The organism is Luteimonas viscosa, from assembly GCF_008244685.1.
GTDB classification, from domain to species: Bacteria; Pseudomonadota; Gammaproteobacteria; order Xanthomonadales; family Xanthomonadaceae; genus Luteimonas; species Luteimonas viscosa.
Genome location: NZ_VTFT01000001.1, coordinates 2,297,432 through 2,316,991, shown reverse-complemented (window position 1 = coordinate 2,316,991; position 19,560 = coordinate 2,297,432). Strand labels below are relative to the sequence as shown.

The window sequence follows — 19,560 nt, the reverse complement described above, 5'->3', positions numbered from 1 at the left end:
CGGGTTCGTCCTTGAAACTTCAGAGTCCTGACACTTCGGCGAATGCCCGCTGGCCTGGGCACAAGTCGGTCGATTTGACCCCGGATATCGGTGTCAGATGGTATCGAGCCAGGGTGACGCCGTCCTGCGTTCGAACGGCTGCACGAGTGGCTTCGACTCGTTCAAAGAGGCTTGGGGCGGCCCGGGAGGTCGTGTCCCACCGCCCTGCCCGCTCGATCAGGAGGCCGGGGGCGGTACACAACTCGTCAGGGAAGGCGCCACGGAAGCCGTATCGCTGCAGTTGAGCGACGGACCACACGCGCACTTGAGGAAAGCGAAGCGCGAGCGATCCGGTCAGAGCGTAGTCGGTCGTGGCGATCCATCTTGCGCCTGTTTCTTCGAGCAGCTCAGTGACGGCATGCTGGGTCGCCGACCATCCACGCGTCTGGTTCGGCGGATTGTCGGTCGTGCCGATCGGAGTGACCGGGTTCAAGGCGGTCGCGACCAGGCCGACGCTCATCAGCGATGCGATGGCGATGGTCGCCCTGGTCCACAGCCGCGGCGACTGCGCCCGAGCGAGGCCGAAGGCCGCAAGAACGGCGAAGAGCGCCTGCAGCGGCACGATCCAGTTGGCTTGAACTGGCGCATGCGTGGCGTGATAGGCGAAGTAGAGCAGGAGCGGAACAGAACTCCAGACCAGCAGCGTGCCGTCTTCCGGGGGGGCCTTGAGCGCCCGGAAGGCGAACCAGGAGACCAGGGGCGTCGGGGCCAGGAGCACGAGCGCCACATACTCCCCAAGGTATCGGGTCGAAAAGCCGGAGGCGACAAGGCGTGCGCCCTGGCGCTCCAGACCGAGCCAATCGTTCTGCAGGTTCCAGAAGAGATAGGGCAGAAGCGGCAGGAGCGCCGCTGCCGCGGTCACCCAGGGCAGACGCGTGAACAGACAAGTGCGGCCCTTCGGCGTGGCAATCAGGTAGCCCAGCAATCCGAAGGCCAGAAAGGCATTGGTGAACTTCGACAGGCCGCCGAGCCCGATCAGCAGACCCGTGCAGGCCCACCACAGCATCGCGGAACGTGCGTCCGGGGGCGTGTTGGTCGCGCGGACCGCGGCCCAGAGTGCGGCGACCCAGAACAGGGTCGAGGGCGCGTCGGGGGTGGCGAAACTGCCCAGGGCGAAGACGAGCAGGCCAAGGTTGTAGAGCGTTGTCGCAAGCACCGGCAGACCCACGGCGCCACCGGACATGCACCGCGCCATATCGCCAACGAGGTATCCCGAGGCGACGAAACCGATCACCGCAAACAGGCGGATGCCGAGTGTGGTTTCACCTAGGAGGCCGGTTCCCATGCGGATCATGTAGGCGATCACGGGCGGATGGTCGTAGTAGCCAAGCGCCAGGTCGCGGGCCCACAGTGCGTAGTAGGCCTCATCGTCGAAGAGGGGCACCAATGCGGCGACGGCGAGGTGAACGGCAAGAAACGAAAGCGATATGGTGGAAACGGAAAGCCGCACCGGAGAGTTGCCTTCGGTCCCTGCGTTCGTCAACGCTTGCGCCAGGTAAACAGGGAAGAGGCAACGAAGTTCCAGACCGCGCCAGCAATCGCGCCGACGATACTCGCCGGAGCCCAGAACGGCATAGCCGCAAAGAAGAAGTTCGCCACGCCCACATTCATGAGCGCGCCGAGCGCGCACACTGCGTAGAAGCTCAGCAATCCGCGCCAGATCGCGCGCCCGCGCAGGGCGCGGTCCCGATAGGTGATCAGGTTGTTCAACAGGAAGTTCGAGTTGATGGCTGCGAACACCCCGAAGGCCTGCGCCAACGCGAACCGATCTGTCGCAAGGAACAACGCGGCCCTGACGGCAAGCAGCTGCACGAAGATGCCCGTGAATCCGACGGCACAGAAGAGTACGAACCGCGTCGACACCAGCCCGCCGGTCTTCCGGACCACCAGCAGCGACACGAATTCGAGCGCGACGGCGGAATCCATCTTGGATTCTCCGGCGCGGCGTGACCGGAACGCGTAGGGGATCTCGAGCGTCTTCCATCGCCCTGCAGACGCGGCCAGCATGTCGGCGAGGATCTTGAACCCTTCTCCCTGCAGGGACGTGACCACCTCGTTGAAGGACAGGCGGCGCACCATGAAGAACCCGCTGACCGGATCCGAGGCCGTGATGTTCAGCATGCGCCGCGTCAGGGCGGTCGCACGATCGCTGCCCCATTGCCGGATACGGGACAGGCCATGGCCACTCGACCCGCCGTCGATGTTGCGACTGCCGATCACGATGTCCAGCTCGTCATCACCCTGCAACGCGTCGAGCATCGGTGCGAGCCGGGTTTCGTCGTGCTGCAGATCCGCATCGATCACGGCACAGAACGGGGCCGTGGAGGACAGGATGCCCTCGATACAGGCCCCGGCGAGGCCCCGCCGCCCGATCCGTGGGATCGCACGGACATTGTCGAACTCCAGAGCCAGGGACCGCACTTCCTCGGCCGTGCCATCGGGACTGTCGTCATCCACGTAGACCGCTTCCCAGGACCGCCCCTCGAGCGCGGCGCGCAACAGATCGAACAGCGGCCGGACATTGTCCTTCTCGTTGAATGTGGGGATGACGACGCTCAGGTCATACATGCGTCGGCCCTGCTTCGGGCCGCTGGTCCCGGATGGCTCCACGTATCGAATGGCCTATGTCTGTCGGCGGCCCGGCTTCGGGAGGGAGCCGTGGCCATTCGAAGGACGGCATGCGTGGCCGAAGGACTGCGGGGCTCTCGACAGTTCAAGCCGCTGGGCAAGCCTGTAGATCAGCCAGCCCACCAGGGCTCCGACGACCATGCCGGTCAGGACGTCCAGCGGATAGTGGACGCCCACGTAGATGCGACTGAAGCCCACCATCGACGACCAGACAAGCAGCACGGGCGCCAGGTACCTGTGGGTTTTCCGGAACAGCAGACCCAGGAAGACCGCCAGTGCCATCGAACTCGCGGCATGGGCCGAGAAGTAACCGTATCGCCCGCAGCGCGGCGCGATGTACCGGATCACCTCGCTCAGATGCTCTTCCCGGCAAGGCCTGGGCCGTTCGAAACCGTGCTTGAAGAGATTGGACAGCTGATCCGTGGCGGCAGCCATCACTGTGATCAGTGCAATGATGACCAGCGTGTTCTTCAGCCCGAAATTGCGATACAGCAGATACACTAGGCCCGCATAGAACGGGATCCACGTAAGTTTGTGGGTGATGAACAGCCACAGACCATCCCAGGGTTCCGAACCCAGCGAGTTCAGGAACACGAAGAGCTGCTCATCCAGCAGTTTCACCCCGCCGAAGAAGCTGATCGCCGAAGCCGGCGACGGCTGCCCCAGCACCGATTCGCCGAGAAGCAGCAGCCACAGTCCGAGGCCGGCAACCAAGGCAACGCCGACAGGGGTGCCCCAGCGAAAAGGCGGGGTCGGGGAGGAGGCGATGCTCCCGATCGCCTGTCGCAACAGGCGCAAGGTGCCCGACCTCGAGCCGCAGCCCGCGCCCGGGGCGTGGTCGTACTCGATCACACGGGTCTCGATGCCCACACGGGCGAACAGTTCCTTCGTGCGGTCGTTGCGTTGCGGCAGCAGCTGCAGCGCGTCCAACGCCTTGCGGGCCATCAAGCGGAAGTCGCCAGCATGGAGGGGATCATCGACATTGCCGGTCTGATCGATCGCGTGGCCGGCCGGATCGGCGACGACGGGCTTGCCCACGGGTTCGCCGGCGCGGACGCGGCGCTGCATCAGCACCACGTCGGCGCCCTCGCGCCACGCCGATACCATCCGCGGTATCAGCTCGGGCGGATCCCGGAGGTCCGCATCCAGGACGACCAGGGCATCCCCCAGGGCCAGACCCAACCCGGCCGTCATCGCGCCATCCTTGCCGGGTTTGCGACCCGGGCGCACCAACCGGATCTGCGGACAGCTCGCGGCTTGCCGCGCGAGGAATTCGGCGCCGCCGTCGCTGCTTCCGCCATCGACGAACAGGAACTCGCAGGGAACGGCCAGCTGCTCGCCGACTCGCCGCAGGCGCTCCAGGCAATGCGGGAGCGCCGATGCCTGGTCGTGGAACGGAACGATGATCGAAAGTTCAATGCGTTCGCGGCGCGGGCTCGGCACCGGGGCGTGGCCGAGCGGAATGTTCCCGACGTGCGGACGCATGCGATGCCTCGTGCTGTGGCGAGGCCGGACTGTCAGGCGACGCGTCTTACCGGATACTTACCGGCCGCGAAGCTCCCGGCGGCCAGGCAGTGTCCGGCGGGGAAGGCGCTCGACAACGGCGCCCGTTGGCGGCCCGTCGAACACGTGCAGGACACGGGCTTTCAGTCCGGGCGCGTTGTCTCCATCACTCACCACCGGACGAAACGACACGAAGATCCCCCGGATTCTCCCGGTCCAGGATCACGAGCAGCTTGCGCGACTGGTTCGAGCGGGACTTGCGGCGGCCCGGATCACTGTCGATGTCTTCGATCGCGTCGGCGCCGCGCGCGCGGGTGTTGCGCAGCGGGGCCGGGATCCGGTGCTATGCCGCCGCCCCGAATGCTGTCGCTTCCAATGTCATTCGTGGCTCTCTGGTGAGAAGAGATTCAACGCGGGCTGGTAGATGTCGCTACGCATGGCGAATGCGCCCATCACACTGTGAAACACATTCGCCTGGGAGAACGCGCCTTCGACAGTCGATGTCGTATCCGCGCTCGAATGGGCAGCGCCGGAATCCCATACGATCAACGGGATTTCCTTCTGGACGTCAGGTGCAATCGACCAGGGGGTGCCGTGCAGGTAGAGGTTGTATTCACCCAACGATTCGCCGTGATCGGAGACGTAGATCAGCGATGTCGAATAGCCTTGTAGACGCTTCAGTATGCCAATGGCCTGTGCCACGACGAAATCCGTGTAGGCGATGGTGTTGTCGTAGGCATTGACCAGTTCTTCGCTCGAACACTGGTGCAACTGGACCGATGCACAAACGGGCGTGAACACGTTGAAACGCGACGGATAGCGTACGTTGTATGCCGGCCCGTGACTCCCCTCGAGGTGGAATACCACCAGGATGCGTTGCTGGTCCGATGCCGCAATACGCGCTTCGATGCCACGCAGCAAAGCTTCGTCGTAGTCGCACGCCTCTCCCGTGCAACCGGCGTTCACATCTCCAAGGCGCTCGAAGTGCCGCACGTCCATTGGAGGCTCGCCGGAGTTGTTCGTTCGCCATGTGACTTCGACGCCATGACGCTGGAGGTAGCTGGTCAATGGCTCCCATGACGCACGCGTACCGGGCTCCTGATGGGCCAGGATGCATTCAAGGGCGGCCGTCGTGTACGTGGCGCACGACCGGGCCGTCCTGAAGACCGTGGCACCCGCTTTGGCGATCGCCGGATTGGTCTGCCTTCCATAGCCATACAGGGAGGAGTTCCGCGCGCGGGCCGACTCCCCGATCATCAGGAAGACCACTTTTCTTTCGTTCGACACGAAATGGGCGGCAGGCAGCAGCTTGCGTTCCCGCGGGGGCGCGCTGCCTGCCAGATACCATCCACCGTTGACCACATACGACCAGGGCAGGACCATGCCGCCGATCTGCTTGGCATGCTTGTCGATCCACAGCCAGCCGTGGGATGCGCCATACACCCAGCAGAGCGTGAGGAAGCCTGCCGCGATGGGCATGGCCAGGCGCTTGAAGAAGGGCGTGTGCGTCACCCTGACCTGCAGCAGAACCCAGCAGGGCACGATGCCCAGGAAAAAGGCGTAGACAAGCATCCACGGATGAAGCAGGCCGGCCGCTTCCGACATGTCGGTATTGAAGACGTTACCCATCATGGTCTTGTCCAGCACGACGCCGTACGTGACCACGAAGTAGAGTGCGATCGCATTGGCTATCGCCATCACCATGCACAAGGGCTTGACCAGCCGCGGCACGATCAGGGCGATGAAGCCGATAGACAATGCGGTCATCGCCACGACCACGATGAACAGCGTGAGCAGTGTCATACCCGCAGGCAGTGATGCGACATCCAGATGATCGATGCCGAACAGATAGAGCGGTACGTGATATGCCACGGCATTGAACAGGGCCCAGGCCAGAATGAAACCCGGCGTTCGGGAATGCCAACGCATCCTGGGAATGAAAGCGCCAGACAACGACCTGGACGCTGTTACGGGCATGGAAGTCGCCTCATGCGGGCCTGCTTGATCAAGATTGCGGAAGGACTGACATCCACCAGGCAGGCGCTAGTGCCTGCGAGCTCACGATCGGTACTTCCCCGTAAACAACGCGGCCGAGAGAATGCCGATCAATGCGCCGGCAATCACGGCCGATCCGGTATGTGCATCGAGCTCGACGCGCGCGAACATGGTCAACAGCAGGACGGGAACCAGGTAGAGCAGGTGCCACCATCCATAGCGACGTCCCACAAAGTACACCGCTGAAGACGCCAGCGAGGCGTGTCCGGAGGGCATATTGTGCCGCCCGCCATGGGGACGCTCGCCCAGGCGCACGCCCAGGACAACGACGGGATCCAACGCCCGTTTCAGTCCATGGGTCATGATGGTGCCGGCGACACCGATATAGAGATTCTGGATCACCCCGATCGGGTCGCGTTTGACGATGGGCAATGCGAGCTGTGCGATCGTGTTGATGAACCGCCCGTACTGCTCCGTGCCTGTGACCAGTATGTCCTCGCTACGCGGCGTAGCGCGGTAGCTCGACAGATCGGAGGGATAGAAGATCGACAAGGCACTACCGATCAGGCACATCATCATCAACCGCCTCGGTCGTTGTACCTGCGTGTAGGCCGTTGCCCACGCCCTGAACTTCGTTGTTCGCGCCTTGGCGAGGAGAGATTCGATGCGGGCTCGGAGATGTCCCGGATGCCTCCACGGCATCCTGCCGGCGGGTCCGGTAGACCCGCTTCCGGGACGGCCACCGGCATCCCCGAGCGCCAGGTCCAGTCCAGCCGTCATCGCACCCTTCTTGCCGGGATTGCGACCCGGGCGCGCCCACCGGATCCGCGGAGCGTTCACGGCTCACTGCGCCTCGCAACCAGCGTCGCCCTGGCGGCTTCCACCGTCGACGGACAGGAACCCGCGGGAAACCGCGACTGCTCGGCGATCCGCGGCAGGTGGTCCAGGCAAGCCGAATGCCGATGCCTGGTCGTGGAACGGGGGATAGGCGAAAGTTCCATCCGCTCGCGACGCGGGCGTGGATCCGCGACGCGCCCGAGCGGACTGGTTCCAACGTGCGGACGCATGCGATGCCTCGTGCTTTGACGAGGGCCGACTGTCGGGCGACGCGTCTTGCCGCATACTTACCGGCCAGGCAGTCCCGACCGCCAGGCAGAAGTGCCGTCAGGTAAGTGTCCAGTAAGAGTGCCGCCCGACAATGTCGCTCGCTTGCGGCGTGTCGAACACAGGCAGGTGCAGGGCTTTCAGCGCGAGGGCGTTGCCCCCACCATTCACCAAGGAACGAAACGACGCGATGAGCCGCATTCTCCTGATCGAGGATCACGAGCGGCTTGCGCGGCTGGTTTGCAAGGGACTCGGGGCTGCCGGGATCGCCGTCGATGTCGTGGCTCGCGTCGACATGGCATGGGCCACGATCCGGCGAGTGCCTTACCAGGCGCTGGTGATCGATCGCGGATTGCCCGATGGCGATGGCCTGGTCCTGCTGCGGCGCATGCGCCGCGCCGGAATCGGCATGCCCTGCCTGGTGCTGACGGCGCGCGATGCGTTGCGCGACCGTGTGGAAGGTCTGGATGCGGGCGCCGACGACTACCTTCCAAAGCCGTTCGCCATGGATGAGGTGGTAGCGCGCGTGCGGGCACTGCTGCGCCGTCCGGTGGAGGTTCGGCCGCTCGATCCCCACCATGGCGATCTGACGCTGCGGCCCGCCGCCGGCATCATGTGTTGCGGCGAGGAAAGCGTGGCCCTGGCCCCGGCGGAGATGCAGATCATGCTGTTGCTGCTGCGCAAGCACGGGGAAGTCGTGCGCCGCGGTGCGCTGGAAGCGGCCGGGTGGGGATTGGGCGAGGCCGTCACCCCCGGCGCGCTGGATGTCGCCCTGCATCGCATCCGCCGCAAACTGCTCGTCATCGGCTCGCGCCAACGGATCATCAATGTCAGAGCTCTCGGCTATGTCCTTCGTGAAGCCGGCAAGACCTAACAGCCTCAGCCTGCGGGTCCTGCTCGCGTACGTGGTCGGTGTAATCCTGAGCATCCTGCTCATGATCCTGGCGGCGCTCGTGCTGACGACCTGGCGCAGCGACGCGTGGCTCAGGGCCGACCTGGCCGAGTACACGCGGGACCTGATCGAGGCGGTCCGGTTCGACGACACGGGTGTGCCGAACGGCCTCGCCGCCAGCGAGGATGGCGACAGGTGGATCTACGAAAGCCTCAAGGGGGAAACTGCCTACCGCGTGCTGGACGAATCCGGGCGTACGGTGCTTGCCTCCGCCGCCGGAGAAGGATTCTGGCCGTCCGCCGAGTCGCTGCAACTCGTGCCCGGGAGCTTCAACTTCGAGCGGGGGGGCATCCGGATGCACAGCGTGGTCGAGCCCTTCGAGCATGGCGGAAGGACCTGGTACTTCCAGTTCGCCGCCAGCACGAGGATGCTGGGTTTCATCTATCAGGAATTCACCCTGCCGTTCATGGGTGCGGGTGTTGCCATATTCAGCGTGTTGCTGCTCGTCGTCTTCGGCATCTGCGCCTATGTCACGCTCGGATACACGCTCCGGCCCTTGCGCAAGCTTTCGGAGGCCGCGACCTCGATCTCGCCGCGCGCACTCCACGCGCGATTGCCCACCGGGGCGGTTCCGTCCGAGATCGCGCCCATGGTGCACAGCTTCAACCGCGTACTCGACAGACTGGAACACGGATACCGCGTCCAGCAGGAGTTCCTTGCGACGGCTGCGCACGAGCTGAAGACGCCGCTGGCGTTGATCCGTGCGCAGGTCGAGCTGCGGGAGGAGGGCGAGGATCGCGATGCTCTGCTCGGCGATGTCGACCACATGACGCGCCAGGTGCAGCAACTTCTGCTGCTGGCGGAAGCCAGCGAAGTGCAGAACTACAGCTTCGCCACCATCGATGTCCAGGACGTAGCGCAGGACGTCGTTGCCTACCTGCAGCGCATGGCCGAGGTGGCGCACGTGCGTGTGACCCTTTCCGGCAGCACGTCCGTCGCGCGGTGGCAAGCCGATCGCGGTGCGCTGTTCACGCTGCTGAAGAACCTGCTGGAGAACGCCATCCAGCATGCGCCGCGCGGCACCGAGGTGCGGGTGGAGGTGGACGCTGCAACGGTGACGGTGCGGGATTCGGGCCCGGGCGCGGATCCGCAGCAACTGTCGCAGATGTTTTCCCGCTTCTGGCGTGGCGCCCACCGGCGCGACCAGGGCGCTGGCCTCGGCCTGGCCATCTGCCGCGAAATCGCGCTGGCGCATGGATGGGTACTGTCCGCGCACGGGGCGGACCCCGGATTGCTGCTCCGGTTGTCCGAGAACGGCGCCTCCAGGGCCTAGCGAAGCAGCATCCGCAGCACCATCGCACCACGTGGACACCCGCCAGCCGGTGCACGACAGCCTTCTGAAGCGGTAGCCCGCAGACCGGCGTCGCCATTCGTGGACATGGATCCGCTATGACGGATCGATCCCGGCCATGGCGATGCCGGCCACCATTGGTCATGGCCACTCACGACACTTCTGCCATCTGGCGCGATCGCCCAGCATCGGCATCCACACGACTACGGATACACGCGCATGCCCGACGGGATTTCCAGCCTGCGACTCTGGCTGCTGCGTGCGATGTACGCACTCATCGCGGTGGGCCTGGGCCTGACGATCTGGCCGCTGATCCTCACCCCGCCCGCGACCGCCGACGAGGACTCGGTGATCCACGCCCTGCTGGGCGCGCTCGCGGTGATGGCGGCGCTGGGCGTGCGCTATCCGCTGAAGATGCTGCCGCTGCTGCTGTTCGAACTGCTGTGGAAGGTGGTGTGGATCGCCGCGTCCGCGCTGCCGGTGTGGCTGGGCCCCGGCCTGGACGCCTACGGCACGGAGACCTTCTTCGCCTGCCTGATGGGCGTGGTGCTGGTACCGCTGGTGGTGCCGTGGGGCTACGTGCGTGCGCAGTATCTCCGGGCGGCGGGCGAGCCGTGGCGTGGCGCCGGTGCCAGCTCTGCCGGCGGCAGGTAGGCGCCGCCACGTCTGGAATGGGCGGCCGACTCAGGAGCCTGGCGCGAAAAAGCGATCAAGCGTTGGTGACGCGGCGTGCCAAGGGCGGCAGGCCAAGTTGATTTTGAGCGGCAACCGGCCTCATCCACACCACTGCCGCTCACAAGGCACCCCATCCCCATTCCCATCCATCTTCGTGTTCGGGCAATGCTGGATGAAGTACGTCGCCTCCTCGCACGAGCGCATCTGCGAGCAATGGGTGCGGCCATCGCAGGTGTAGGCGGACGTGGGTGCCGGTTTCACGACGCGTGTCGCAGGTCGCGCCGATGAAGCGTTCGCTGCCATGGGCGCTGCGGCAGGCGCGCTCGTCCCGGTGAAGTGTCGATAGCCGCCCCAAGTGGCGACAGCGATGATCAACAACACGACCAGCTTTTTCATGGCACGTCCCCTCGTGTTGCGACTGCGATGGATGGTTGCAGTGCGACGTCGCTCAACGTGTACCGCGGCAGGCGGGAAAGCTGGCACAGCCCCAGAACGTGGCCGCAGTGAACCGGTTGGTCCGCTTCACCATCGCCACCCCGCAGCGCGGGCAGTCGGGCGTGACGGGTCCGGGCACGCTTGGCGCCTGCAGCACGGGCTCGACGCGGGCGTGCACGGGTGGCGGCACGGCGGGCGCTGCGACTTGGGTATCGCGCGGCCCGGCTTGCACGCTGCGGATCATCGCCAGCAGGGTGTCGCCGTCGATCAGTTCGATCGGCTTGCCCTGCGCGAAGCGCGCGGCGTCGCGGGTGAATCCGCCGAGCGCGGCGATGCGCACGGCGTGCGCGCCGTGGTGGGCGAGCAGGCCATGCATCTCGCGCACCACGTTCACCCGCACCTGGCGGCGGCGCCATTGCTTGCACTGCACCAGGGTGCGCTGGCCGTCCTTGCGCAGGACCAGGTCGATGCCGCCGTCGGCGCCGCCGAGGCCGCTTTCCTCCACCACGTAACCCTGGCGACGGAAGGCCTCGCCCACCAGCCGTTCGAAATCGCGCCAGCCGAGCGCGGCGATGCTCTCCAGCCCGGTCTGCGCATCCAGCAGCCGGCGCTTGCGGTGCGAGCCGAGGAAGGAGGCGCCTGCGGCCATCGTGCACAGCGCGAGGAAGATCCACGCGGGGACCTGGAGCGCATCGGACTGCGCCAGCCCCTGCGTGAGCGGCCCGCCCTGTCCGGAGAGCCAGGCGGGAATCCCGTAGCGGATCGACCCGAATCCGAGCACGCCCGCCGCCAGCCCCACCGGCCATGGCAGAGCGACGAGGTGGTCGAGCAATCCCTGCCTTCCGCGTCCCATGCGGACCCCCATCACATTTTTCCCCGGCGCCGACCATAGCGCGCGGGCGGACCGGGCGGAAGTGCGCGCCTGCCGGAGCCGGGCCCGGGCCGTGCTCCGGCTGCGCCCCCACGCGCCCGTTCATGCCGCCTCACGCCCCGCCTCGCCATGCTGTCGGGCCCGTCTATCCAAGGAGCCCGGGTCGATGGCCCTGCTGTTCGCGTTACTGCTGCTCGCGCTGGCCTGGGGGCTGGGGGCGCTGCAGCTGTGGCCGCGCACGCGCTGGATGGGCACGGTGCTGCCGTGGCTGGGCGGCGCGCTGGCGCTGGCGTTCTTCGGGTGCCTGGGACTGGGGATCGTGGGGCTGGTGCGGGACGGGGGCTGGGCTTCGCCGTCTGTCGCACAGGCGCTGCACGGGCTGCTGGGCGAAGGTTCGCTGGCGCTGCGGCGCTCGGACTGGGCGTGGCTCAACCGGGCGGCGAGCGTGTACCTGAGCCTCGACGTGGCCTGGACGCTGCTGGCGCTGTGTTTCGCCTCGCTGCACGGGTTTGCGTTCTGGGCGGGCGTGGCCGAACAGCGTCGGCAGGCGCGGGTGCGGCGCGCACGCTGATCCTTCGGGTCGCGTGGCGCGTGGTGCGTGCGCCCGCGCTCGCGTACCGGACTATTCGCGCTCGCGAAAACTGCGTACGTGCTCCACCAGCGCGCGCAGCTTGCGCGGCTGGTTGTGGCGGCTGGGAAAGTACAGGAAGAAGCCGGCGAACGGGGCCTGGTAGTCCCGCAGCATCGGCACCAGCTGGCCCGATTGCACCCACGGCCGGACGTTCTCCTCCAGGGCGAAGGTGATGCCGCCGCCGGCCAGCGCGGTGGTCAGCATCACGCGCAGGTCGTTGGTGGTGACCTGCGGGTCCACGGCCACGTCGTACTCGCGGCCGTCTTCGCTGAACTCCCATCGATACGGTGCGACGCCGGGTGCCGGGCGCCAGCCGATGCAGCGGTGGTGGACGAGGTCGCGCGGGTGATGCGGCATGCCGTGCGCTTCGACGTAGCCGGGCGCGGCCACGGCCACCTGCCGCTGAGGGCCGGTGAGCGGCACCGCCACCATGTCCTGCTCGATCACCTCGCCCAGGCGCACGCCGGCGTCGAAGCCGGCGGCGACGATGTCGATCGGCTCGTCGCTGACGGTCACGTCGAGCACGATGCCGGGATACGCCTGCGCGAACCCGGCCACCAGCGGGCCGGACAGGAAGCGCTCGGCGATCGACGACACGTGCACCCGCAGCAGGCCGCGCGGCGGGCCATCGTCCACGGCTTCCTCCAGCGCGCCGGCGACGGTGCGCAGCGGCCCGGCGACCTGCCGGTGCAGGCGCTCGCCGGCTTCGGTGAGGCGCACGCTGCGGGTGGAACGCTGCACCAGGGCCACGCCCAGGCCGTCCTCGAGCCGCCGGATGCCCTGGCTGACGGCCGAGCGGGTGACGCCGAGCGCATCGGCCGCGGCGCGGAAGCTGGCGGTCTCGGCGACGGCCAGGAACATGCGCAGGAGGTTGAGGTCGGGGCCCATTGGTTAACAAGTCTAACCAATGCATCCAGCGTTTGGCGGGTTCTCTCGACGCCGCTGGCTGCCTACCGTATCTCCACACCTACCGGACAGGAGATGCGCCATGTCGGACAGCCCCCGCTTCCAGACCCCCGCCGCCGCCGTCTCGGCCCTGCTGGCCGGGGCGCTGGCGGCAGCCGAACCCGCCACCCCCGCGGCCCCTCACCCTTACGTGGGCATGTGGGTCACCGACGACGGCCACGTCCGCCACGAGCTGCTGCCCGACGGCCGCTACGACGAGGCGCGCGGCACCCGCGAAAGCGCCTACCAGGGCCGCTACACGGTGCGTGGCAACCAGATCGACTACGTGGACGACACCGGGTTCACCGCCGACGGCGTGTTCGTCGAGGCGGACGTGCTGCACCACGGCGGGATGGTGCTGCGCCGGGTCGCGCCCGGCGCCGGCACCGGCACGCCACGCGACACGCGCTGAGCGCCACGACCTTCCTCCCACTGGCGCGCGCCGACGGCGTGTACGCCGAACGGGTACAGCTCGCCGCCACAAGGGTGCGGCACCTGGCCACGCCCGGCACCGCCACCGCTTCGCCACGCGAAGCGCATCGCACGCCACGCCCTCTTTTCCTCACCGCAACAGGAGACCGACCATGAAAGACCTCCAGGACAAGGTTGTACTGATCACCGGCGCCAGCAGCGGCATCGGCGAGACCACCGCGCGCGTGCTGGCCGGACGCGGCGCCACCGTGGTGCTCGGTGCGCGCCGCATCGACCGGCTGCAGGCGCTGGCCGAGGACATCACCACGCGCGGCGGCAACGCCCACGCGCGCACGCTGGACGTGACCTCGCGCGCCGACATGCAGGCCTTCGTGGACGAGGCCGTCGCCCGCTACGGCCGCATCGACGTGCTGGTGAACAACGCCGGCGTGATGCCGCTGGCGCCGCTGTCCGCGCTCAAGACCGACGAGTGGGACACGATGATCGACGTCAACATCCGCGGCGTGCTGCACGGCATCGCCGCGGCGCTGCCGCTGATGGAGGGCCAGGGCCACGGCCACGTGGTGAACGTGTCCTCGATCGCCGGGCTGTTCGTGATGAAGACGGCGGCCGTGTACTGCGCCACCAAGTACGCGGTGCGTGCGATCTCCGAAGGCCTGCGCATGGAAAGCGACATCGTGCGCGTGACCTGCGTGTACCCGGGCGCGGTGGAATCGGAACTCGCCAGCACCATCACCCATGCCGAGACGGCGCAGGCGATCGACGAATTCCGCCAGATCGCGCTCAAGCCGGAGGCGATCGCGAATGCCATCGCGCATGCCATCGCGCAGCCGGCCGACGTGGACACCACCGACATCGTGGTGCGCCACGTGAGGAGCCCGGCGTGAGTGGCGGCGGACAGTCCCTCACCCCAACCCTCTTCCAGCCCGGCGCAGTCGCGCCGGGCGTCCGGAAGGGCGGCACGACGGAGCCAGGAGCGGTCTTTTCCTTCGCCAGTTGACGGGGGGTGAGGGCGACCTGCCTGCGCGGCACTGCCGCGCAGGTCGACCGAACGCCCGGTGCGCTGCACCGGGCCGGACAGGTGCCGAAGGCGGATGGGGGCGCGCGAAGCGCGCGTGGCTGATCGCGGGAACCTTGCTGGTGGCGACCTTCGCATCCACCGCGCACGCAGGCCCGATGCATCACATCGCATTGTCATCGCCGGCGACAGCCGCGGCCCCGTCACATCCCGCAGACGACACCCGCACCGCCGCGAACGAAGCACTGATCCGCACCGCCTTCGACGCCTGGCGCGCCGGCACCGGCGGCGTGTTCGACCTGCTGGCCGACGATGCGCAGTGGACGGTGGCCGGCGACAGCCCGGTGTCGGGCGTCTACACCTCGAAGCAGGACTTCCTGGACCGCGCGGTGGCGCCGATCCTCGCGCGCCTGGCCACGCCGATCGTGCCCGAGGTGCAGCACGTGCTGGCACAGGGCGATGCGGTGGTGGTGGTCTGGCGCGGCAGCGCGCGCGCGCGCGACGGCAGCACCTACACCAACCACTACGCCTGGCACATGGAACTCGAGGGCGGCAGGATCGTGCGCGTCATCGCCTTCCTCGACACCTGGGCGCTGGATGCATTGATGGAGTGAGCGGCGGGGGAGCGCCGCTGCGGCGTCCCGGTGTCCTAGCCGTTCCCGCCCGCGCCGCCGCCATGGGCCGGGCCGGTGGCGCGGATGGTCCAGCCCACCAGGTACTGCTCGTGGAAGAGCGGAGCGACATCGGCGTCGGACAGTCCACTGGACTGCAACACGCTGGAGAATGCAGCCACCGCATCCGCATCGAGCGCGTGCCGGAGCAGTTCCCGCTGGCGGAAGACGGCATCGTCCAGCGCGCTCGCATGGGCGGCATGCGCGGCCCGCGCCTGTTCCAGGGTGATGGTGCGCGCGAGCAGGCGCTGCATCAGCGCACCCACGACGTCCCGCGCCTCGAACAACAGGTCCGGGCAAGGGCTGCGAGCCGCCTCGTCGTCGAGCTGCCGCATCGCCGCGTTCAATGCATCGCGGGCGGCGCCTGCGTCCGGATCGGCGGCGAGGTGTTCGCCCCGCCCTTGGGCGGCGATGGCCAGGTACGGGAAGATCGCCGACGCGGTCGCCATGAGCTGGCCCTGCGCGTGCAGCCACTCGCCCAGGCGGATTTCCTCGCGGGCCACGTCCGCCAGGCGCGAGCCGGCATGGTGGACGATCAGCGCCACGGAGCCCGACGGCCTGAGCACGCGCGCGACTTCCGGGATCGCGCGTTCGGGTTCGGCGTACTCCAGGCCGTACTGGCTGACGACGAGATCGAACGTGTCGTCGGCGAAGGGCAGTCGTTCGGCCGGGGTGTCCGGGTGGAAGCGCAGGGCGTCGCGGCAGCGCGCCGGCGCGGCGGCCAGCCATGCGGGATCGATGTCCGCGCTGTCGACCGCGTCGACCCTTGGCATGTCCGGCGAACCGAGCTCGCACAGCAGCGCCGGCAGGGGGCCGTTGCCGGTGCCGACATCGAGGATGCGGTGCGTTGCGCCCAGCGGCGAGAACGCCTCGATCCAGAACCGCCGGATGCTGCCTTCGTAGTTGAGCGCGAACGACCCGGAGAGCGAGTGCAACGGGCCGCGTCGCCAGTGCGTCGACCAGACCCTGCGCCGGGTCGAGCTGTTGGTGTCGTCGTTGTTCTCGGGCGGATGCACTTCGATCATGCCGGTTCGCAGCACGCGGGGCGGAGACCGGGCGAGGGTAGCTGCAAACCGGGGCCTCAGGAAGGAAGGGGGAGGCAACGCATCGCACATGTCGTGTGTGCTCCGTAGCCCGGGTAAGGCAACGCCGCACCCGGGACCACGACCAACGCTGCCGCAAGCCGGGGCGGCCTCTCTGCACCGAAGGACAACGACCCCGGATGCGCCCTGCGGGCTTATCCGGGCTACGCGAGGCGGCGTGGCGATGCCCGGGGCCAGCGGCGTAGCCCGGGTAAGGCGAAGCCGCACCCGGGGCGCGCCGGCACCCTCAGGGCGCGGCGTCCTCGCGACCCGCGGCGGCGAGGATCAACCGCGCGATCTCGCGCGGATGCGACAGCAGCGACAGATGCCCGCTCTCGAGTTCCACCACCGTCGCGCCCATCCGCTCGGCGAGGAAGCGCTGCAGCTCCGGCGATGTCGTGTTGTCCGCGCTCGAGACGGCATACCACGACGGCTTGTCGCGCCATGCCGCGACCGAGGTGCGGCCGGCGAACAGGTCCGCCGCGATCGGTTGCTGCACCGCGAACAGCACCTTGGCCTTCGCGGCGGGCACGCCATCGGCGAAATAGGCCAGGAAGGCGTCCTCGCGAAGGGTCGCGAAGCCGTCGCGGGTTTCGACGCCGGCGCGCACCGGCATGGTCGGGAAGCGGCTGGCGAGTTCGACGAAATCCTCGCCCGCGTCCGGTGCGCGCGCTGCGACGTAGACCAGGCCGGTCACCCGCGGATCGGCGCCGGCTTCGCTGACCACCGTGCCGGCGTACGAATGCCCCACCAGCACGGTCGGCCCCTGCAACGGCTCGAGCGCGCGCCGGGTCGCGGCGACATCGTCGGACAGCGAGGTCAGCGGGTTCTGGACCGAGACCACGTGGAGTCCCGCCTGCTGCAGCAGGGGGATGACTTCGCTCCAGCTCGAGCCGTCCGCCCAAGCGCCATGGACGAGGACGACGTTGCGGGCGCGCGGTTGCGACGATTCGGCGGCGTGGGCGGGTGCGCCGGCGAGGGCCGCCAGGGCGATCAGCAGCGGGACGGTGAACGAAAGGAATGTGCGCATGGATGGGCTCCTGAGGGGAAGCGGGATCGCTTCAACGGAGGTATTCGCCTGCGAGGGGCCGGTGTTACATTCCGGGCGGTCGCGGCTCCGCGGGTGCCGCGGGTCGGGTTCGGAATGCGCATGACGATGCAGGAACAGGCCTGGGCCGATGCCTTGCGCCGCGAGCGCGCGGGCGACGGCTCGCGTTACGCGCAGTTCCTGGAGGAGTATTCGAGCGTGCTGCGCCGCGTGGTCAGGGGCAAGCTGTCCGGCGCCGGACTCGACGTGCAGGAGGCCGAGGACGTCGTCCAGGAGGTGCTGATCGCCATCCACCAGCGACGCGACCAGTGGAACGACGAGCGGCCGCTGCTGCCGTGGCTGGGGGCGATCTCGCGCTACAAGACCATCGATGTCCTGCGCCGCCGCAGGTCGGAACTGCGCCTGCGGATCGACCTGAGCGAGCGCGAGTGGGCGGACCTGTTCGTGGCCGCAGACGCGCCCGTTGTCGACGCCGGTGCCCGAATCGAGGACATGGTGTCCGCGCTGCCGCGGGTCGAGCAGTCGGTGGTCAGGAAGCTCGGCATCGAGGGCCTGTCGCCGCGGGAAGCGGCACAGGCCACCGGGATGAAGGAAGGCACGGTCCGCGTCGCGTTCCATCGCGGGCTGGCAAGGTTGCTGAAACTGGCGCAGGGCGGAGGAAGGTAGGCGATGGCACACGAACCGCCGCAGCGGACGGATGCGTTGATACGGCGCCTGGCCGACGAGGCCGGCGCGCGGCCGCGGCCGCATCGTGCGTTCCTGCCGCGGCTGCTGGTCGCGGCGGGCGGCGCAGTGGTGCTGGCGGTGCTGGTGGTCGCGGCGGCGTTCGGCATCCGCGGCGATCTTGCCGCGCACGTGGCGTCGTCGATGTATCTCTACAAGGCCGTGGCCATGGCCTGCGTGGTCGTCGCGGGCCTCGTCCTGGTGCGCGCCGCGGGCACGCCGGGCGCCTCGATGCGCCTGGCCGCGGCGTTCGCGCCCGCGCTGCTGGTGCTCTTCGCAGGCATCGTGCTGCTCGACGACCAGGTGCCGCTGACCGGTGCGCGTGCGGTGTCCGTGCCCATCTGCCTGCTGGCCATCGTCCTGGCGGCGCTGCCCGGGCTGGCGCTGCTGCTGCGTTCGCTGCGCCGTGCCACGCCTACGCGCCCGGCATTCGCGGGCGGCATGGCCGGCCTGCTCGCCGGCGCGATCGGCGCGCTCGCGTACACGCTGTCGTGCGTGAACGACGGCGCGGTGTTCGTCTCGGTCTGGTATTCGCTGGCGATCGTGGCGACGGGCGCGATCGGCGCGCTGGTCGGGCGGCGGGTGCTCGCCTGGTGAGCGCGCCGCGTTCCGGCGCGCGTCAGGCGACCGTGGCGTTCGCCTTGTTCCGCAGCTTCAGGCAATAGACGGATGTCACCGCGATGCCGAGGATGATCGCGGCGCATCCGCCCGCGACCGCCACCGGGATCGGCGCGAAGGTCCACAGTCCCGCGTACACCAGGCCGCTCAGCACCATCGACCAGCCGCCCACGCGCCTGACCTGGCGGATCGCGGCACTGGGCGCCACGGCCTTGGGCATGCGGTTGCCGATCCAGGCGATCATCAGCCCGTTGAGGCCGATCACCACGCGCGTGGTGGTGTCCTGGTCGATATGGCCGAGCTTGCGCGCGTAGCTCGCCACGAGCGCCACGGCGATGATGCCGACGGCCCAGGCGATGTAACCGGTCAGTTCCCTGTTCATCGTGCGATCTCCCTCTTTTTCTTCGGCGTCGTTGTGGTGGTGCCCACGCCGACGGAATGGGCGAAGCCCAGCAGCGCTTCCTCGAGCACCGAGAGCTTCAGGTGGTAGATGACGGACTTGCCGGCCTTCTCGGTGTCCACGAGGTCGGCCTCCTTCAGTACCGCGAAGTGCGCCGACATCGTCGGCTTGGACACGTCGAACCGGGCGCTCAGCTCGCCGGCGCTCAGCGGACCCTTGCGCAGCAGCTGCAGCACGCGCCTGCGGGTGGGGTCGGAAAGGGCTTTGAACACCTGGCTCATGATGAGATGATTAGCTAATCATCTAATTGTGTCAAGTGGCGCCCGGGCGCGTCCTGGGTGACAACGTCCCGGATGCGCCCTGCGGGCTTATCCGGGCTACGACGTGTCCGTGGCTACGGATTGTCCGGGCCACGACGCGCGTAGTCCGGGCAAGGCGAAGCCGCACCCGGGACCGGGACGACGCTTGTGCAGGCCAGAGCAGTCTTTCCCTGCGCGGA

21 protein-coding genes are annotated in these 19,560 nt (G+C 68.0%); 9 read left to right on the top strand and 12 right to left on the bottom strand.

Annotated features, from left to right (window positions below):
* Positions 1-19: 19 nt before the first annotated feature.
* The 5 genes from FZO89_RS10245 to FZO89_RS10225 form a co-directional block, all read right to left on the bottom strand.
* On the bottom strand, positions 20-1,522 hold the full coding sequence (locus tag FZO89_RS10245) for an ArnT family glycosyltransferase (protein WP_149103160.1): 1,503 nt from the start codon (positions 1,520-1,522) through the stop codon (positions 20-22).
* Entirely contained in the window at positions 1,519-2,607 is a 1,089-nt protein-coding gene (locus FZO89_RS10240; RefSeq protein ID WP_149103159.1) for a glycosyltransferase, read from the bottom strand. The genes FZO89_RS10245 and FZO89_RS10240 overlap by 4 nt, the downstream gene beginning before the upstream one ends.
* A 54-nt stretch (positions 2,608-2,661) precedes the next feature.
* Positions 2,662-4,152 carry a glycosyltransferase gene (locus tag FZO89_RS10235; protein WP_149103158.1) on the bottom strand — a complete coding sequence of 497 codons (1,491 nt, stop codon included), beginning with the start codon at positions 4,150-4,152 and terminating at the stop codon, positions 2,662-2,664.
* A 396-nt stretch (positions 4,153-4,548) separates the two neighbouring features.
* Positions 4,549-6,099 carry a phosphoethanolamine--lipid A transferase EptA gene (eptA, locus tag FZO89_RS10230; protein WP_187471116.1) on the bottom strand — a complete coding sequence of 517 codons (1,551 nt, stop codon included), beginning with the start codon at positions 6,097-6,099 and terminating at the stop codon, positions 4,549-4,551.
* A 129-nt stretch (positions 6,100-6,228) separates the two neighbouring features.
* A complete protein-coding gene (locus FZO89_RS10225) occupies positions 6,229-6,744 on the bottom strand; it encodes a phosphatase PAP2 family protein (protein ID WP_187471115.1) in 516 nt (171 codons plus the stop codon).
* A gap of 715 nt (positions 6,745-7,459) precedes the next feature.
* On the opposite strand from FZO89_RS10225, the gene FZO89_RS10220 reads away from it, so the two are divergent.
* The 3 genes from FZO89_RS10220 to FZO89_RS10210 all read left to right on the top strand — a co-directional run bounded on the left by FZO89_RS10220 (position 7,460) and on the right by FZO89_RS10210 (position 10,166).
* The gene (locus FZO89_RS10220; protein WP_149103155.1) at positions 7,460-8,143 is read left to right on the top strand and encodes a response regulator transcription factor; all 684 of its coding nucleotides are present in this window, start codon (positions 7,460-7,462) and stop codon (positions 8,141-8,143) included.
* Positions 8,097-9,494, top strand: coding sequence for an ATP-binding protein (locus FZO89_RS10215; RefSeq protein WP_222928110.1), 1,398 nt, complete (start codon positions 8,097-8,099; stop codon positions 9,492-9,494). Before FZO89_RS10220 ends, FZO89_RS10215 begins: the two co-directional genes overlap by 47 nt.
* Positions 9,495-9,731: 237 nt before the next feature.
* Complete coding sequence (locus FZO89_RS10210) at positions 9,732-10,166, top strand: hypothetical protein (RefSeq protein ID WP_149103153.1); 435 nt, start codon at positions 9,732-9,734, stop codon at positions 10,164-10,166.
* Positions 10,167-10,286: 120 nt separating this feature from the next.
* Here the strand turns inward: FZO89_RS10210 and FZO89_RS10205 are convergent, their stop codons facing one another.
* Both FZO89_RS10205 and FZO89_RS10200 read right to left on the bottom strand, forming a co-directional pair.
* A complete protein-coding gene (locus FZO89_RS10205) occupies positions 10,287-10,490 on the bottom strand; it encodes an excalibur calcium-binding domain-containing protein (protein ID WP_262378709.1) in 204 nt (67 codons plus the stop codon).
* Between the two features lie 145 nt (positions 10,491-10,635).
* Positions 10,636-11,475, bottom strand: coding sequence for a restriction endonuclease (locus tag FZO89_RS10200; RefSeq protein WP_149103151.1), 840 nt, complete (start codon positions 11,473-11,475; stop codon positions 10,636-10,638).
* 184 nt (positions 11,476-11,659) lie between these two features.
* Here FZO89_RS10200 and FZO89_RS10195 point away from each other — a divergent pair, with 184 nt between their 5' ends.
* Positions 11,660-12,064: a hypothetical protein gene (locus FZO89_RS10195; RefSeq protein WP_149103150.1), complete on the top strand. Its 405-nt coding sequence runs from the start codon at positions 11,660-11,662 to the stop codon at positions 12,062-12,064.
* A gap of 51 nt (positions 12,065-12,115) precedes the next feature.
* On the opposite strand, the gene FZO89_RS10190 is transcribed toward FZO89_RS10195, so the two are convergent.
* On the bottom strand, positions 12,116-13,012 hold the full coding sequence (locus tag FZO89_RS10190) for a LysR family transcriptional regulator (RefSeq protein ID WP_149103149.1): 897 nt from the start codon (positions 13,010-13,012) through the stop codon (positions 12,116-12,118).
* A gap of 100 nt (positions 13,013-13,112) precedes the next feature.
* Between FZO89_RS10190 and FZO89_RS10185 the strand changes: the two genes are divergently transcribed.
* The 3 genes from FZO89_RS10185 to FZO89_RS10175 all read left to right on the top strand — a co-directional run bounded on the left by FZO89_RS10185 (position 13,113) and on the right by FZO89_RS10175 (position 15,133).
* Positions 13,113-13,481, top strand: a complete 369-nt coding sequence (locus tag FZO89_RS10185; protein ID WP_149103148.1) for an Atu4866 domain-containing protein — start codon at positions 13,113-13,115, stop codon at positions 13,479-13,481.
* A gap of 172 nt (positions 13,482-13,653) precedes the next feature.
* A complete protein-coding gene (locus tag FZO89_RS10180; RefSeq protein WP_149103147.1) occupies positions 13,654-14,388 on the top strand; it encodes an SDR family oxidoreductase in 735 nt (244 codons plus the stop codon).
* A gap of 289 nt (positions 14,389-14,677) precedes the next feature.
* A complete protein-coding gene (locus tag FZO89_RS10175) occupies positions 14,678-15,133 on the top strand; it encodes a nuclear transport factor 2 family protein (protein ID WP_149103146.1) in 456 nt (151 codons plus the stop codon).
* A 35-nt stretch (positions 15,134-15,168) separates the two neighbouring features.
* On the opposite strand, the gene FZO89_RS10170 is transcribed toward FZO89_RS10175, so the two are convergent.
* Positions 15,169-16,215, bottom strand: coding sequence for a class I SAM-dependent methyltransferase (locus FZO89_RS10170; RefSeq protein WP_187471114.1), 1,047 nt, complete (start codon positions 16,213-16,215; stop codon positions 15,169-15,171).
* Positions 16,216-16,519: 304 nt separating this feature from the next.
* A complete protein-coding gene (locus FZO89_RS10165; RefSeq protein ID WP_149103144.1) occupies positions 16,520-17,302 on the bottom strand; it encodes an alpha/beta fold hydrolase in 783 nt (260 codons plus the stop codon).
* Between the two features lie 120 nt (positions 17,303-17,422).
* Between FZO89_RS10165 and FZO89_RS10160 the strand changes: the two genes are divergently transcribed.
* Together FZO89_RS10160 and FZO89_RS10155 are read left to right on the top strand one after the other, a co-directional pair.
* Positions 17,423-17,986, top strand: coding sequence for a sigma-70 family RNA polymerase sigma factor (locus tag FZO89_RS10160; protein ID WP_149103143.1), 564 nt, complete (start codon positions 17,423-17,425; stop codon positions 17,984-17,986).
* A 3-nt stretch (positions 17,987-17,989) separates the two neighbouring features.
* Entirely contained in the window at positions 17,990-18,640 is a 651-nt protein-coding gene (locus FZO89_RS10155) for an NrsF family protein (RefSeq protein ID WP_149103142.1), read from the top strand.
* 22 nt (positions 18,641-18,662) lie between these two features.
* Here FZO89_RS10155 and FZO89_RS10150 read toward each other — a convergent pair whose 3' ends face one another.
* Together FZO89_RS10150 and FZO89_RS10145 are read right to left on the bottom strand one after the other, a co-directional pair.
* Positions 18,663-19,043 (bottom strand): ammonium transporter, encoded by a 381-nt coding sequence (locus FZO89_RS10150; RefSeq protein WP_149103141.1) that lies wholly within the window; start codon positions 19,041-19,043, stop codon positions 18,663-18,665.
* Complete coding sequence (locus FZO89_RS10145) at positions 19,040-19,342, bottom strand: autorepressor SdpR family transcription factor (protein ID WP_149103140.1); 303 nt, start codon at positions 19,340-19,342, stop codon at positions 19,040-19,042. Before FZO89_RS10145 ends, FZO89_RS10150 begins: the two co-directional genes overlap by 4 nt.
* Between the last annotated feature and the right edge of the window lie 218 nt (positions 19,343-19,560).